At 68.4% G+C, this 14,364-nt stretch carries 13 protein-coding genes; 12 read left to right on the forward strand and 1 reads right to left on the reverse strand.

Going from position 1 to position 14,364, the window contains the following annotated elements:
- Positions 1-116: 116 nt before the first annotated feature.
- Entirely contained in the window at positions 117-1,181 is a 1,065-nt protein-coding gene (locus STH_RS17140; RefSeq protein WP_011195710.1) for a L,D-transpeptidase, read from the reverse strand.
- 183 nt (positions 1,182-1,364) lie between these two features.
- Here STH_RS17140 and asnS point away from each other — a divergent pair, with 183 nt between their 5' ends.
- The 12 genes from asnS (at position 1,365) to nuoH (ending at position 14,363) form a co-directional block, all read left to right on the forward strand.
- Positions 1,365-2,678: an asparagine--tRNA ligase gene (gene asnS / locus STH_RS07980; protein ID WP_011195711.1), complete on the forward strand. Its 1,314-nt coding sequence runs from the start codon at positions 1,365-1,367 to the stop codon at positions 2,676-2,678.
- Positions 2,679-2,698: 20 nt separating this feature from the next.
- On the forward strand, positions 2,699-3,391 hold the full coding sequence (locus STH_RS07985) for a cysteine hydrolase family protein (RefSeq protein WP_011195712.1): 693 nt from the start codon (positions 2,699-2,701) through the stop codon (positions 3,389-3,391).
- A gap of 150 nt (positions 3,392-3,541) precedes the next feature.
- Positions 3,542-4,483 carry a helix-turn-helix domain-containing protein gene (locus STH_RS07990; RefSeq protein ID WP_011195713.1) on the forward strand — a complete coding sequence of 314 codons (942 nt, stop codon included), beginning with the start codon at positions 3,542-3,544 and terminating at the stop codon, positions 4,481-4,483.
- Positions 4,484-4,626: 143 nt separating this feature from the next.
- Positions 4,627-5,832 (forward strand): D-alanyl-D-alanine carboxypeptidase family protein, encoded by a 1,206-nt coding sequence (locus tag STH_RS07995; RefSeq protein WP_011195714.1) that lies wholly within the window; start codon positions 4,627-4,629, stop codon positions 5,830-5,832.
- Positions 5,833-6,121: 289 nt separating this feature from the next.
- On the forward strand, positions 6,122-6,475 hold the full coding sequence (locus STH_RS08000) for an NADH-quinone oxidoreductase subunit A (protein WP_011195715.1): 354 nt from the start codon (positions 6,122-6,124) through the stop codon (positions 6,473-6,475).
- The gene (locus tag STH_RS08005; RefSeq protein ID WP_043713797.1) at positions 6,472-6,972 is read left to right on the forward strand and encodes an NADH-quinone oxidoreductase subunit B; all 501 of its coding nucleotides are present in this window, start codon (positions 6,472-6,474) and stop codon (positions 6,970-6,972) included. The genes STH_RS08000 and STH_RS08005 overlap by 4 nt, the downstream gene beginning before the upstream one ends.
- A complete protein-coding gene (locus tag STH_RS08010) occupies positions 6,965-7,567 on the forward strand; it encodes an NADH-quinone oxidoreductase subunit C (protein WP_011195717.1) in 603 nt (200 codons plus the stop codon). Before STH_RS08005 ends, STH_RS08010 begins: the two co-directional genes overlap by 8 nt.
- A gap of 7 nt (positions 7,568-7,574) precedes the next feature.
- On the forward strand, positions 7,575-8,783 hold the full coding sequence (nuoD, locus tag STH_RS08015) for an NADH dehydrogenase (quinone) subunit D (protein ID WP_043715307.1): 1,209 nt from the start codon (positions 7,575-7,577) through the stop codon (positions 8,781-8,783).
- The gene (gene nuoE, locus STH_RS17145) at positions 8,784-9,632 is read left to right on the forward strand and encodes a complex I 24 kDa subunit family protein (protein ID WP_050742176.1); all 849 of its coding nucleotides are present in this window, start codon (positions 8,784-8,786) and stop codon (positions 9,630-9,632) included. It begins immediately after the preceding gene.
- A gap of 15 nt (positions 9,633-9,647) precedes the next feature.
- Entirely contained in the window at positions 9,648-10,925 is a 1,278-nt protein-coding gene (nuoF, locus tag STH_RS08025) for an NADH-quinone oxidoreductase subunit NuoF (RefSeq protein WP_011195720.1), read from the forward strand.
- Positions 10,922-13,375 carry an NADH-quinone oxidoreductase subunit NuoG gene (gene nuoG / locus STH_RS08030; RefSeq protein WP_011195721.1) on the forward strand — a complete coding sequence of 818 codons (2,454 nt, stop codon included), beginning with the start codon at positions 10,922-10,924 and terminating at the stop codon, positions 13,373-13,375. Before nuoF ends, nuoG begins: the two co-directional genes overlap by 4 nt.
- A gap of 1 nt (position 13,376) precedes the next feature.
- Positions 13,377-14,363 (forward strand): NADH-quinone oxidoreductase subunit NuoH, encoded by a 987-nt coding sequence (gene nuoH, locus STH_RS08035; RefSeq protein ID WP_011195722.1) that lies wholly within the window; start codon positions 13,377-13,379, stop codon positions 14,361-14,363.
- Position 14,364 lies beyond the last annotated feature (1 nt).

Genomic DNA, 14,364 nt, shown 5'->3' on the forward strand with positions numbered 1-14,364 from the left:
AGGCCGAGGGCCGGGCGAGTCCCCGGTGTGGATAGGCCTTTGCGCAAATCAGAACCGGCGGCCGCGGGCGCACCGCGGCCGCCGGTGTCTCCTTCCGTCTCATCCGCCGGGAACGGCTAGGGCCCCTCCAGGCTGTTCGTGATGATGACCGGCGTGCCCAGCTCCACCCGCTCGTAGAGCTGCTCGACCTCGCCGTTGCTCATGACAATCGACCCTTCCGAGTTCCACCGGCCCAGGGCCTCGGGGGCGTTGGTGCCGTGGATCGCCCACAGCGATCCGCCGTCGCCTTCGAACACGGTGAAGCCGATCCAGCGGGTGCCCAGCGGGTTGGCGGGGTCGAGGGCGTCGATCCCCTCCTTATAGTACGGCATGCCCGGCACCATGAGGGTCACCGTGAACCGGCCGGTGGGGGTGAGGAGGTTCTCGGTCCAGTTGTCTGGTGATGGGGCGGGGCCGGCGACGTGGCGGCCGGTGGACACCCGGGCGGTCTGGACCAGTTCGCCGTCCTCGTAGTACCAGAGGACGTTGAGCCCCTTGTCCACCACGATCACAGTCGGCTCAGGCGGCGCCACGGGGGCCAGGGCCGCGTAGTAGTCGGCCGGCACCAACCCGTGCTCGGCGTCGAGCGCCCACGCCCGGAAGAAGGGCTCGCCACCGCGGGCCTCCAGGGCAGGCTCGCCGCCGACGGAGACCTCCACGGGCTCCCCCAGGCGGGGAAGGGCGCCGCGCCAGACCAGCAGGCCCTGTGCCCGGGGCAGGTCCATGATCTCCACCGGCCCCTCCGGCATGCTGATCGGCTGCCCCAGGAGCGCGGCATCCGGCCCCCACCCGTCCACCAGGGCCACCTGGAGGCGGCCGTCGTCGGCCGCGGAGACCGCCACCCGCTCGGGTTCGCCGTCGCCCGTGAGGTCGGGGGCCTCCAGGATCCGTTCCGGGGCAAAGGGCAGGGCCGCGGGCGCCTGTTCGACCGGTTCGGTGACGTCCGGGGAGGAAGGGGGCGCCAGGGCGTGCCGGATTCGCATGACCGCCCAGCGGACGCCGAAGCCCAGCCCCACGAGCACGCCAATCAGGGTCAGCAGCGCCAGGGCGCGCCTGCGGGCGTAACGCCTGCGCCGGGCCTCCCGCCGGCGCCACGCGCGCCGGGCCGAGTAGTGCGCGTCCGGTTCGTGCAGGTGGGACATGGGCATCCCTCCTCGGCCGCGTACCGTGGTACGTTGCCTTGATTATAACCTATCTTCTAGTTTCGACTCCAATGATTTATAGCACGCACGGTCTTCCGCCCGCGGCCAATTCATTTTCCATAGGGCGGTTCGCGTGGTATCATTCAGGGGAGACGTTGATCCCATGCAGGAGGAACATCGGTCATGAAATGGGTTACCGTTGATCGCTTGCCGCAGTACGAGGGCCAGACGGTGGAGCTGCGCGGCTGGGTGCAGAACTACCGGAGCTCGGGCAAGATCCAGTTCATCATCTTCCGCGACGGAACGGGCGTCTGCCAGGCCGTGCTTTTCATCAAGGACGTGCCGCCGGAGGTCTTCGAGGCCGGCAAGCGGCTGACGCAGGAGTCGTCGATCATCATCCGCGGGAGCGTCCGCAAGGACGACCGGGCCCCCGGCGGGTACGAGATCGGCGTGCAGGACCTGGAGATCGTGCAGATCGCCGAGGAGTACCCCATTACGAAGAAGGAGCACGGCACGGAGTTCCTGATGGACCACCGGCACCTCTGGATCCGGTCCAACCGCCAGGTGGCGATCCTGCGGATCCGCAACGAGATCACCATGGCGATCCACCAGTTCCTGCAGGAGAACGGCTTCGTCCTGACCGAATCACCCATCCTGATGGGAACGGCGGCCGAAGGGGGAGCCACCCTGTTCGAGACCACGTACGTCAACGATGAGCCGGCCTACCTGAGCCAGTCGGGCCAGCTGCACGTCGAGGCGACGGCAATGGCCCTGGGCCGGGTCTACACCTTCGGCCCGACCTTCCGGGCGGAGAAGTCGAAGACCCGGCGGCACCTGATCGAGTTCTGGATGGTGGAGCCTGAGGCCGCCTACTTCACCCACGAGGACAACATGCGGCTTCAGGAGGAGATGGTCACCTACGTCGTCCGCCGGGTGCTGGAGCGCCGGTCGAAGGAGCTGCAGCTCATCGGCCGCGACACGACCCTGCTGGAGAAGGTGGAGCCGCCCTTCCCCCGCATTACCTACACCGAGGCCGTGGAGATGCTGAAGAAGCTGCACAAACCCGGCGACGAGTGGGAGCCGATCGAGTGGGGCGAGGACTTCGGCGCGCCGCACGAGACGGTGCTGACGCAGCAGTTCGAGAAGCCGGTTTTCGTCGAGAAGTTCCCGGTCAAGGTCAAGGCGTTCTACATGCAGCCCGACCCCGAGAACCCCGACGTGGTGCTCGGCGCGGACCTGCTGGCCCCCGAGGGGTACGGCGAGATCATCGGCGGCTCCCAGCGCATCCACGACCCTGAGCTCCTGAAGCGCCGGTTCGAGGAGCACGGTCTGGACATGAACACCTACGGCTGGTACTATGACCTGCGCCGGTTCGGCTCGGTCCCCCACTCCGGGTTCGGCCTGGGCATCGAGCGGACCGTCGCGTGGATCTGCGGCCTGGAGCACGTGCGCGAGACCATTCCCTTCCCGCGCCTCCTGAACCGGCTGCATCCCTAGAGGGAGAAAGGAGGGCCTCGATGGCCAAGCGAGCGCTTTTCGTGATCGACACCCAGGTCGATTTCAACGATGAGCAGGGCAGCCTGACCAGCTTCCGGCGGTCAGACCCCAAGATGCAGCGCATCGCCGACCTGATGGATGAGGTGCACCGCGAGGGCGGGTTTGTCGTGGCCACCGCGGACACCCACCCGCCGCTCCATCACCCGGAGCACCTGGTGACCTATCGGCGCATGCTGCAGGAGACCATGGGGCCGGACCGCTTCGAGGCCTACATGGACAAGGCCTACGAGGCCTACCGTGAAGAGCTGAAACTGTACCCGCCCCACTGCGAGTACGGCACGCCCGGCTGGCAGCCGACGGCCGTGATCGCGGCCGCCTTCGAGCGGCTGGGCGACGACCTGATCCTCATCCAAAAGCCCACCTACCGCTTGGTGGACGGCTGCGTCATGAAGGGACCCGCCGCCCTGGTGGGCCGCACGGGGGTCCAGGTGCTGGAGTTCCTCAAAGGCCAGGGGGTGGAGGAGGTCATCGTCACCGGGCTGATCACGCCCGTGTGCGTCCTGGCGGCTGTGGAATCGGCGGTGGGCGCGGGATTCCGCGTGACGGTGGACGAGCGGCTGGTGGACTCCTACGACGAGGACAGCCATCGCCAGGGCCTGGAGCGGATCGCCGGGGCGGGCGGCATCGTGGTGCCGGCCGCAGACGGGATGTAGGGGCGCGCAGCGGGGTGCCTCCCGCCTGGCGCCCCTTTTCACAAAGCTGCGACAGGCCGGGAGGGATTTCGCCCGTTCCCGGAGAAGTTGGGTGCAGTTGGAGTCCGCGACTACCACCCGGGGTTGTCTCCGCTACGGGAGGTTGATGATATGGAGGAGATCGGCCGGCGCCTGAAGGCGGCGCGGTTGGCCAAAGGGCTCACGCTGGAGCAAGTGGAGGAAGAGACCCGCATCCGCAAGAAGTACCTGGATGCGCTGGAATCGGGCCGGACGGTGCTCATCCCCGGCGAGGTCTACGTCAAGGGCTTCCTGCGGAGCTACGGCAACTTCCTCGGCCTGGACGGCGAGGGCCTGGTGGAGGAGTACAAGGCGCTCAAAGCCCGCCCGGCGGCCGAGGATGGCGCCGGGAACGGCGGCCCGGCCGAAGCTCCCGCCCGCGAGCCGGAAGCGGCGATCGCAGCCAGCGCCCCCCGTGCGTCCGCGGAGCCCCGGCAGCCGGCGTTCGCCACGCCTCCCCGCCGATCCAGCCGGAGCCGTCCCAAGCGCCGCCGCAACGGACCGGGGCCGGGCGTGTACTTCCTCCGCCGGCTGATGGTCGCGCTGATCCTGATCCTGCCGCTGGCGGCGGCCGGCTGGTGGTTCTGGGGCCGCCAGGCGGCGGCGCCCCCGCCGCAGGAGCCCGGCCAGGTGGCGCAAGAGCCGGGGACGACGGCGCAGCAGCCCGAACCCGAGCCAGAACCCGAGCCGGAGCCCGAACCGGAGCCCGAGCAGCCGCCCGCGTCCGGGCAGCCGGTGCCGGCGAAGCCCGTGATCACGGTCGGCGCCCCCCAGGGAGACGAGGTGGACATCACCATCACCGCCTCGGAGGTCCAGCTGGAGATGGACTTCACCCAGGGCTTCCCGTGGCTCGAGGTGTACAGTGGCGGCGAGACCCTCTACTGGAGCAAGGCCAGCGGTCCGCTGTCGTTCACCGGCAAGGATTTCCGGATTCGCATCGGCTTCGTGGCCGGGTTTCAGCTTGCGCTCAACGGCGAACCAGTGGACCACAAGCTGGAGGGCGGCCCGTACTGGATCAACATCAAGACCCAATGATGACCCATCGGACGGCAAGAACGCAGAGAACGGCGTCCGGCCTTTCGGGGCCGGACGCTCCATCTTCAGGGGACGCAACCGTGAAATGGCGCGGTTAACTGCGCCGCGCCCCGCCGCATAATAGCCCCTGGAGGTGGTGTTTCGTGAACTGCGTCCGCCGGGCCATCGCCGGGATGATCGCCGCACTGCTGCTGATCTCCGGCGCGGAGGCGGCAGCCGCTCCCAGGCCGCTGGTGGACCACTACCGGGACGTGGTGGAGTCGCCTCCCAGCCTGTGGGCCCACGGCGCCATCCTCATGGACGCCGCGACCGGCGACGTTCTCTGGGAGCGGAATGCGCACGTGCGGCTCCATCCGGCCAGCACCACCAAGGTACTGACGGCGCTCATCGCCCTGGAGCGGGGCGACCTGGACGCCCGGGTGACGGTCTCGAAGCGGGCGGCCCAGACCCCCGGAAGCTCCATGTACCTGCGGGAAGGGGAGGTCCACACCCTTCACGACCTGGTGCACGGGCTCCTCATGCTCTCCGGGAACGACGCGGCCGTGGCCATCGCCGAGCATATCGCCGGCTCGGTGGAGGCCTTCGCCGACCTGATGAACGAGCGGGCGGAGCGGCTGGGCGCGCGCAACTCCCACTTCGTGAACCCTCACGGGCTCACCCATCCGGAGCACCTCAGCACCGCTTACGACCTGGCGGTCATCACCCGGGCCGCGCTGCAGAACCCGCTTTTCGCCGAGATCGTCGCCGCCCCGCAGAAGGAGCTGACGTACGAGGAGCTGGGCCGGAAGGTGGTCCTGTACAACACCAACCGGCTGCTGCGGGGAGGACTGCCGGGCGCCGACGGGGTGAAGACGGGCACCACCGGCGCAGCAGGGCCCTGCCTGATCGCCAGCGCGACACGGGACGACCAGAAGCTGATCGCGGTGGTGCTGAACGCCTCCAACCGCTGGCGGGAGTCGGCGGCCCTGCTGGAGTGGGGTTTTCGGAACTTCGCGCTGGCGCGGCTGGGAAGGGCCGGCGAGGTGCTGGTGCACCTGCCGGTGCGGGGCGGCAAGCGGCGCGCGGTGCCGGTCGCCCTCCGGGAGGAGCTGGCGGTGGTGGTGCCCCGGAAGACCGGCGCGGTGCCGGAGGTGCAGGTGGACCTGAAGCGCCCGCTGCGGGCGCCGCTGCGGGCGGGAGAGGTCGTTGGCCGGGCGTGGGTCCCGCTGCCCGGGGACGGGAGGCGCCGGGTGGACCTGATCGCGGCGGAGCCGCTGCCTGCGGCCACGTGGGTGGACCGGGTGTACCAGGGGCTGGTCGCTCTGGTGGACCTGGAAGGACAGTTGAACTTGAATCTTATCACCCGTTAACGGTAACATTTATCTTGTGCATTCTTGTTCTAGAATCAGGCGGATCCTGGCCGGAAGGCCATCCGGTGCGATGGCGGCGGGTGGCCCGCCCGTCTTTTGCTTGGGAGCCCATTCACATAAAGGATGACATTTGACATGGCACCTTGGTATACTGTCTAGGAGGGTCGGTCCTACTTTTGCACCCGTAGGATCCGTTGCGGTGTACCTGGACCGACCTACGTGCCGGGCTTCACAATCTCCTGCGGTTGGTTTTCTTCTTTGCTTATTGTGACCAAAAGGAGGCTGGCGCATGCAATCTTCCTACCTGCCCGTGCTCATCTACCTGCTGGTCGCGCTGCTGTTTGCGGCGGCCATGAGCGTCCTGGGCACCAGTTTCGGGCGCAAGAAGCCGGAACCCTACAAGCTGCAGCCTTATGAATCCGGTTATCCCACGGCTCCGTTCCTCGGCCGCTTCCCGGTGAAGTTCTACCTCGTGGCCATGCTCTTCGTCATCTTCGACGTCGAGGCGGCGTCGTTCTATCCCTGGGCCGTCAACCTGCGCGAGTTGGGCGCCTTCGGCCTGGTGGAGATGATCACCTTCATGGCCGTTCTGGCCATCGGGTACGCCTACGTGTGGAAGAAGGGAGGCTTCGACTGGCGATGAGCGCGGACGGCGTGTTCAGGGACCAGGGGGGGTTCGTGACCACCACGGTCGATTCGTTCCTGCGCTGGGCGCAGTCCAACTCCATCTGGCCGCTCACCTTCGGTCTCGCCTGCTGCGCGATCGAGATGATGAACCTGGCCTCGGGCCCCCGGTATGACATCGCCCGGTTCGGCTCCGAGGCGTTCCGGGCGTCGCCGCGGCAGGCGGACCTGATCTTCATCTCGGGCCGCGTCTCCAACAAGATGGCCCCGGTGATCAAGCGGGTCTACAGCCAGATGCTGGAGCCCAAGTGGGTCGTCGCGTTCGGCGCGTGCGCCTCCTCCGGCGGCATCTTCGACAACTACGCCATCATGCAGGGCGTCGACAACCTGCTCCCGGTGGACATTTACGTCCCGGGGTGCCCGCCGACCCCTGAAGCCGTGATCTACGCGGTGCAGAAGCTGCGCGACCGCATCCGCAAGGAGGACCCGAGGGGAGGCATCATCGTCCGTGGCTAGTGCGATGCATGAGCGGGTGGCCGCCGCCCGCGAGCGTGTCAATCACGAGGTCATCCCCGCCCTGATCGAGGCGTTCCCCGGCAAGGTGGAGCAGATTCCCCCGACCAACGACCTGATCCCCCAGGTCTACGTGGCCAGCGACGTGCACGAGCCGGTGGCCCGCTGGCTGAAAGAGCGGGGATTCCACATGCTGGTGGACATCACCGCGGCGGACTACTGGCCCAAGCGGGAGCCGCGCTTCGAGCTGGTCTACCACCTGCGGGAGATGCCCGAGAAGGACCCCAAGGGCGACAAGGGGCTCGGGATGATCCGGGTGCGGGTGAAGCTGACGGAAAAGGAACCCGTCCAGAGCCTGAGCCACATCTGGGAGATGGCCAACCCGGCGGAGCGGGAGATCTGGGACCAGTTCGGTCTGAACATCGTGGGCCACCCCAACCTGACCCGCATCCTGAACCCCGACGACTGGGAGGGGCACCCGCTGCGCCGCGACTACCCGCTGCGGGGCCCGCGCGCCCTCATCAACCTCGAGCTGCCCGCCGACGAGAACCGGTACCACCCCTTCGTCGAGACGGAGCCCGCCAAGGAAGGAGAGTAGGGTGAGCATGGCAGAAGACCTGCACCTGGAGGAGCAGCGCCCCGAGCGCATGACGCTCTCCATCGGCCCGCATCACCCTGCGACGCACGGGGTCCTGCGGGTCAAGCTGGAGCTCGAGGGCGAGACGGTGGTCAAGGCCGAGCCCGAGACCGGCTTCCTGCACACGGGCATCGAGAAGACGGCCGAGCACCTCACCTGGAACCAGGCCACCACCGTCATGGACCGGATGGACTACCTGTCGCCCATCTCCAACAACACCGGCTACGTGATGGCCGTGGAGAAGCTGCTGGGCATCGAGGACCGCATCCCGGAGAAGGCCCGGGTGACGCGGGTCATCCTGCTGGAGCTGAACCGGGTTGCCTCCCACCTGGTGGGCCTCGGCACCGGCGGCCTTGACTACGGCAACATCGGCACGCCCATCTTCTGGGCGTTTGAGCTGCGCGACCGCATCCTCGACATCTTCGAGCACACCACCGGCCAGCGGATGAACCCCAGCTACATGCGGGTGGGCGGCCTGGCCTACGACCTGCCCCACAACTTCAAGGAGATGGTCGAGGACTTCCTGAAGGTGGCTCCGGGGCGCATCCAGGAGCTGAAGGACGTCATGCTCCACAACCCGATCTTCGTGGACCGGGCCAAGGGCGTGAGCGTGATCACCTACGAGCAGGCGCTGCGCTACGGCCTCACCGGCCGCAACCTGCGGGTGACCGGCTCGGACTACGACGTGCGCAAGTACTACCCGTACCTGGGTTACGAAAACTACGACTTCAAGGTCCCCGTGTATACCGACGGCGACTCCTGGTCCCGGGTGGCGATCACCTTCGACGAGATGTTCGAGTCGCTGAAGATCATCCGCCAGGCCCTGGACAACCTCCCCTGGGACGACCGGTACATCATCGACGACCGGAAGCTGGTCCTGCCGCCCAAGCAGGAAGTGAAGCATTCCATGGAAGCCCTCATCCACCACTTCAAGCTGGTGCACCACGGCTTTGACGTCCCTGCGGGCGAGGTCTACGTGTCCATCGAGTCGCCGCGCGGCGAGATCGGTTTCTACGTGGTGTCCGACGGCGGGAACAAGCCGATGCGGGTCCGGGTGCGTCCCCCCTCGTTCTACGCCGTCTACTCCCTGCCCGTGCTCCTGGAGGGCCACCTGCTCTCCGACATGGTCGGCGCCATCGCCACCATCGATCCCGTGTTTGGGGAGGTGGACCGCTAAATGGCTGAGCACGCAAAGAAGGCGATGATCGAGGAGGTCCACCCGCCCCGCTGGCCGGAGACCTGCAAGGACGAGGTGGAGGCGATCCTCCGCCGCTACCCCGAGGGCCGCGAGCGGTCGGCCATCCTGCCGCTGCTCCACCTGGCCATGCGCGAGCGGGAAGGACGGTACATCGCCCAGTCGGACATCGAGGCGGTGGCCGAGATCTGCGGCGTTGCCCCCTCCTACGTCCAGTCGGTCTGCTCGTTCTACACCATGTTCCGGCGGCAGCCCGTCGGCAAGTACCTGATCACGGTGTGCGGCAACATGGCCTGCCACCTGCTGGCCGGCGGCAGCCAGCTGGTGGAGCACATGGAGAAGACCCTGGGCATCAAGGTGGGCGAGACGACGCCGGACGGCCTGATCACCCTGGAGGTCACCGGCGAGTGCCTGGCGGCCTGCGACCTGGCGCCGGTGATCCACGTGGACACCGAGTACGTGGTGAAGGTGACGCGGGAGAAGTTCGACGCCCTGGTCGCCGCCCTGCGCGCCGGCGAGGGGCCGGACCGGTTCCTGGAGAAGCTGCCGCTGATGAACGGCGAGAGCCAGGACGAGTGGCCGGGGTTCGTTGACGCCGGTACGCCTGCCCCCGCCGCGGCCGGTCCGGCTGCGGAAGGGTCCCCCGACCCGTCTGCCCCCGGTGCCGCTGCGCAGGCTCCTCCGGCCGAGTCCGGCGGAACGGCTCCCCCTTATCAGGTGGTGGACGGCGCCGCCCGGCCGTCCGCGGACGGGTCCGCCCCGGACGCGCCGGCTGACGGGGGCGCGCCGCAGGCCGCCGACGCGGGGTCCGGGCCGGCAGAGGGCGAGTGAAGAGGAGGCAGAGACATGATCCAGTTTGAACCTGTGCTGACGAAAGGCATCGGGAAGGTCGACCTGACCAACATCGATGTGTACGAAGCGCAGGGCGGGTATCAGGCTCTCCGCAAGGCCCTCGCCATGGAGCCCCAGGCGATCGTGGAGGAGGTCAAGAAGGCGAACCTCCGCGGCCGCGGCGGCGCCGGCTTCCCGGCCGGGGTCAAGTGGAGCTTCCTGCCCAACGACGGCCGGCCCCGCTACCTCACGGTGAACGCGGACGAGTCCGAGCCCGGCACCTGCAATAACCGCACCCTGATCTACGCCAATCCCCACCAGCTCATCGAGGGGATCCTCATCACCGCGTATGCCAACCGGATCACGCAGTCGTTCATCTACATCCGCGGCGAGTTCAAGCGGGGCGCCGAGATCCTGATGAAGGCCATCGAGGACGCCCGGCGGAAGGGCTATGTCGGCCAGAACATCCTGGGTACCGGCTTCAGCCAGGAGATCACCGTGCACCGGGGCGCCAGCGCCTACATCTGCGGCGAGGAGTCCGCGCTGCTCAACTCGCTGGAGGGCCGGCGCGGCGAGCCGCGGGTGAAGCCGCCGTTCCCGGCGGTGGTGGGCCTGTACGGCTGCCCGACCATCATCAACAACGTGGAGACCATCTCCAACGTGCCGCACATCATCAAGAACGGCTGGGAGTGGTACACGAAGATCACCGCCAATCCCGACAACCCCAAGTCCTGCGGCCCGAAGATCTTCACGGTGTCGGGCTGCGTGCAGCGCCCCGGCAACTACGAGTTGCCGATGGGCGTGAAGCTGCGGGACGTGATCGAGATCGCCGGCGGCCTCCGGCCCGGTCGCAAGCTGAAGGCGGTGCAGCCCGGCGGCTCGTCGACCCCGATGCTCACGCCTGACCACCTGGACGTGCCCATGGACTTTGAGTCGGTGGCGGCGGCGGGCTCGCTGCTGGGCACCGCGGCGGTGATCGTCTACGACGACACCGTCGACCTGGTGGACGTGGCGCTGTACTGGGCCCGGTTCTACTCCCACGAGTCCTGCGGCCAGTGCACGCCTTGCCGAGAGGGCACCCACTGGCTGGAGCGGGTCTTCACCCGGATCAAGGAAGGCGGCGGCACGGAGGGCGACCTGAAGATGATCGCCGACATGCAGACCCAGATGGCGGGGACCACCATCTGCGTCCTGTCCGACGCCGCGGTCGCCTTCCCGGCCTCGCTGCTGAAGCTGTTCCCCGAGGAGCTCGACCGCTACATCAACCGCGTGAAGGAGGTGCGGCCGGCGTGAGCGAGCAGGAGCTGGTCACCGTAACCATCGATGGTCGCACCGCGCGGGTTCCCAAGGGCACGCTGGTGGTGGAGGCGGCCAAGCAGGTCGGGATCGACATCCCGGTCTTCTGCTACCACCCCAAGCTCGACCCGGTGGGCGTCTGCCGCATGTGCCTGGTCGAAATCGAGAAGATCCCCAAGCCGCAGCCGGCCTGCACCACCCGCGTCAGCGACGGCATGGTGGTGCACACCCAGACCCAGCGGGTGAGCGACCTGCGCCGGGGCGTGCTGGAGTTCCTGCTGCTGAACCACCCGCTGGACTGCCCGGTCTGCGACAAGGGCGGCGAGTGCGACCTGCAGGACCTGACCTTCGCCTACGGGCAGACCACCAGCCGCCTGCTGGATCCCAAGGTCCGCAAGGACAAGGCGGTGGAGCTGGGCAACTTCATCATCCTGGACAACGAGCGGTGCATCCTCTGCCGCCGCTGCGTGCGCTTCGACGACGAGATCGCGGCGGAGGGCACCCTGATCATCGAGGAGCGCGGCCACCTGAACACCATCACGACGATGGACGGCCAGGAGTACAACTCGTACTTCAGCGGCAACACCATCGAGCTGTGCCCGGTGGGCGCGCTGACCTCGGAGCTGTACCGGTTCCGGGCGCGTCCGTGGGACCTTTCCAAGGCCGATGCGATCTGCACCCACTGCCCGGTGGGCTGCAACGTGCGCCTGGAGTACCGGCACGGCGAGCTGCTGCGGGTCACCTCCCGTGAGAACGACGCGATCGACAACGGCTGGCTCTGCGACCGGGGCCGCTTCAACTACAAGTATCTCCAGAACCGGGAGCGGATCACCCGTCCGCTGGTGAAGCGGGACGGGGCCTTCGTGCCCGTCACCTGGACCGAGGCCTTCCGGGTCATCGCCGAACGGTTCCAGGCGGTGGCCGCCGCGAAGGGCGGTGAGGGCTTCGGCGTCATCGGCGGCGGCAAGCTGGCCAACGAGGAGGCGTACCTGCTCTCCAAGTTCGCCCGCCTGGTGCTGAAGACCAACAACGTCGACCACCGGGCGGACGGCCGCATCGCCGCCTCGGTCGGCGCCTATGCGGGGCGGCAGACCGACCTCTCCGCGGCGGACGTCATCCTGATCGTCGACGCCGATCCTGCGGAGACGGCCCCGGTGATGGACCTGCGCATCCGCCGGAAGGCCGACCGCAAGGAGGCCCGGATCGCGCTGATCGGCTCGGTCATGCCCCACTACCGGGGCCGCCACGCCCGGATCCAGCTGAAGCCCGGCGAGACCGCGGGCGTGCTACGGGCCCTGGCCGCCGCGGTGGGCGGCGGGAAGCCCGGCGCTTCGGCCGCGGATCCCGAGGCCGTGCAGCAGATGGCGGCACTGCTCACCGGCGGCAAGCGGGTCGCCGTAGTCTGGGGCGGCGAGGGCGCCGCAGCCGGCCAGGCGCTGCTGGAGCTGGCCGGGGCGCTGAAGGCCGCCGGCCGCCTGGTGTCCGTGCTCGTTTCCGGCGCGCAGCACAACAGCCGCGGCGCTGAGGCCATGGGCCTCCTGCCCGGCTACCTGCCCGGCTTCGCGGGCGTGGCCGAGAAGCGGGGCCGGGAGGCAGTTGCCCAGGTCTGGGCGGCCAAGCAGCTGCCCGCCGAGACCGGTCTGGACACCCGTGGCATCCTCCAGGCGGCCGCCGAGGGCCGGATCGAGGCGCTGCTGATCGCCGGCGCCAACCTGATGAACACCTACCCCGACCGCAGGCTGGTGCAGGCGGCCCTGGAGAAGGCGTTCGTGGTCGCCACCGACCTGTTCATGAACGAGACGGTGCTGCTGGCCGACGTGGTGCTGCCCGCGGCGGCCCTGGGCGAGAAGAGCGGGTCCTTCACCGCGCTGGACGGCACGGTGCAGACCTTCCGGGTCTCCAAGCGGCCCGAGGGCCAGGCGCAGCCCGACGGCGACATCCTGGTCGGCCTCGCCGCGGCCATGGGCGTGAAGCTCTCCGCCTCGCCGGCTCAGACGGCGGCGGAGATTGCCCGGCTGGTGGCGAAGCTGGAGGATGGGACCGTGCTGAAGGGCGCCCCGGTGTCGCTGATCCAGGGCGCGCAGGAGCCCGAGCCGGCGCCCGCGGCCGCGGGGCAGAACGCCCTGTGGCTGGTGCCGGTGGACCGGCTGTACGCCGGCGGCTCCACGGCCCGGTTCGACAGCGAGTTCAACCACGTGCAGCCCCGGCCCGTCGCCTTGCTGAACCCCGCCGACGCCGCCCGCCTGGGGCTCTCCCGGGGCGACATGGTGGAGCTGGCCGCCGGCGAGGCGAAGCTGGCTCTGCCGGTGGAGATCAGCAAGCGGGTGGTCGCCGGCACCGTTCAGGCGATCCGGGGCCTCACCGCCGCACCGGTGAACCTGCTCACCGCGGGCGCCGCCCCGGTGGCCGTGACCGTGGCGAAGCTGGCCGTGGAGGTGGCGGACTGACATGAACATCTGGATGACTGTGCTGGTCCTGGTCGTCAAGGCGGTGGTGCTCGCCCTCTGCGTCACCCTGGCCGTCGCCGTCTTCCTGCTCTTCATGCGGAAGTTCCTGGCCTACTTCGCCTACCGGGTGGGTCCGGTCAAGGTCGGCCCCTGGGGCGTGCTGCAGCCCATCGCCGACGTGATCAAGATGCTCTTCAAGGAAGACATCATGCCCGAGCAGGCGGACCCGCTCATCTACCGGCTGGCCCCGGTCATCGCCTTCTTCTGCGCGCTGGGCGTCTGGGTAGTGATCCCGTGGGCGCCCCGGGGCTCGTGGTGGTCGTCCATGGCCGATCCCAACGCCGGCGTGCTGGTCATCCTGGCCATCGCGGCGATGGGCGTCTACGGCACCGCCCTGGGCGGCTGGGCCTCCCAGAACAAGTACGGCCTGCTGGGCTCCATGCGCGCCACCGCGCAGATGATCTCCTACGAGCTGGCGATGGCGATGTCGCTCCTGGGCGTGATCCTGATGACCGGCTCGGTGAGCATGTACGACATCGTCGACGCCCAGCGGAACATGATCAACCTCTTCCCGCAGTTCCTCGGCTTCCTGGTGTTCTACATCGCGAGCCTGGCCGAGGCGGGCTGGACGCCGTTCGACCTGCCGGAGAGCGAGACCGAGCTGGTGGCCGGCTATCACACCGACTACGGCGGCATGCGGTTCGGCCTCTTCTTCCTGACCGAGCTCACCCATGCGGTCAACTCCGCCGTGCTGAGCACCACGTTCTTCCTCGGCGGCTACAACCCGTGGTTCGGGCTCACGATGATCCCCGGCTTCGTCTGGTTCCTGCTGAAGGTCATCCTGATGGTCTTCGTCCTCTACTGGATCAAGTGCACCTTCCCGCGCTTCCGGTACGACCGGCTGATGGTCTTCGGCTGGAAGGTGCTGCTCCCGGTGGCGGCCCTGAACCTGGTGGGCACGGCCATCTACGTCGCCCTGTGGGCGTAAC

The sequence above is a fragment of the Symbiobacterium thermophilum IAM 14863 genome, from assembly GCF_000009905.1.
GTDB lineage: Bacteria > Bacillota > Sulfobacillia > Symbiobacteriales > Symbiobacteriaceae > Symbiobacterium > Symbiobacterium thermophilum.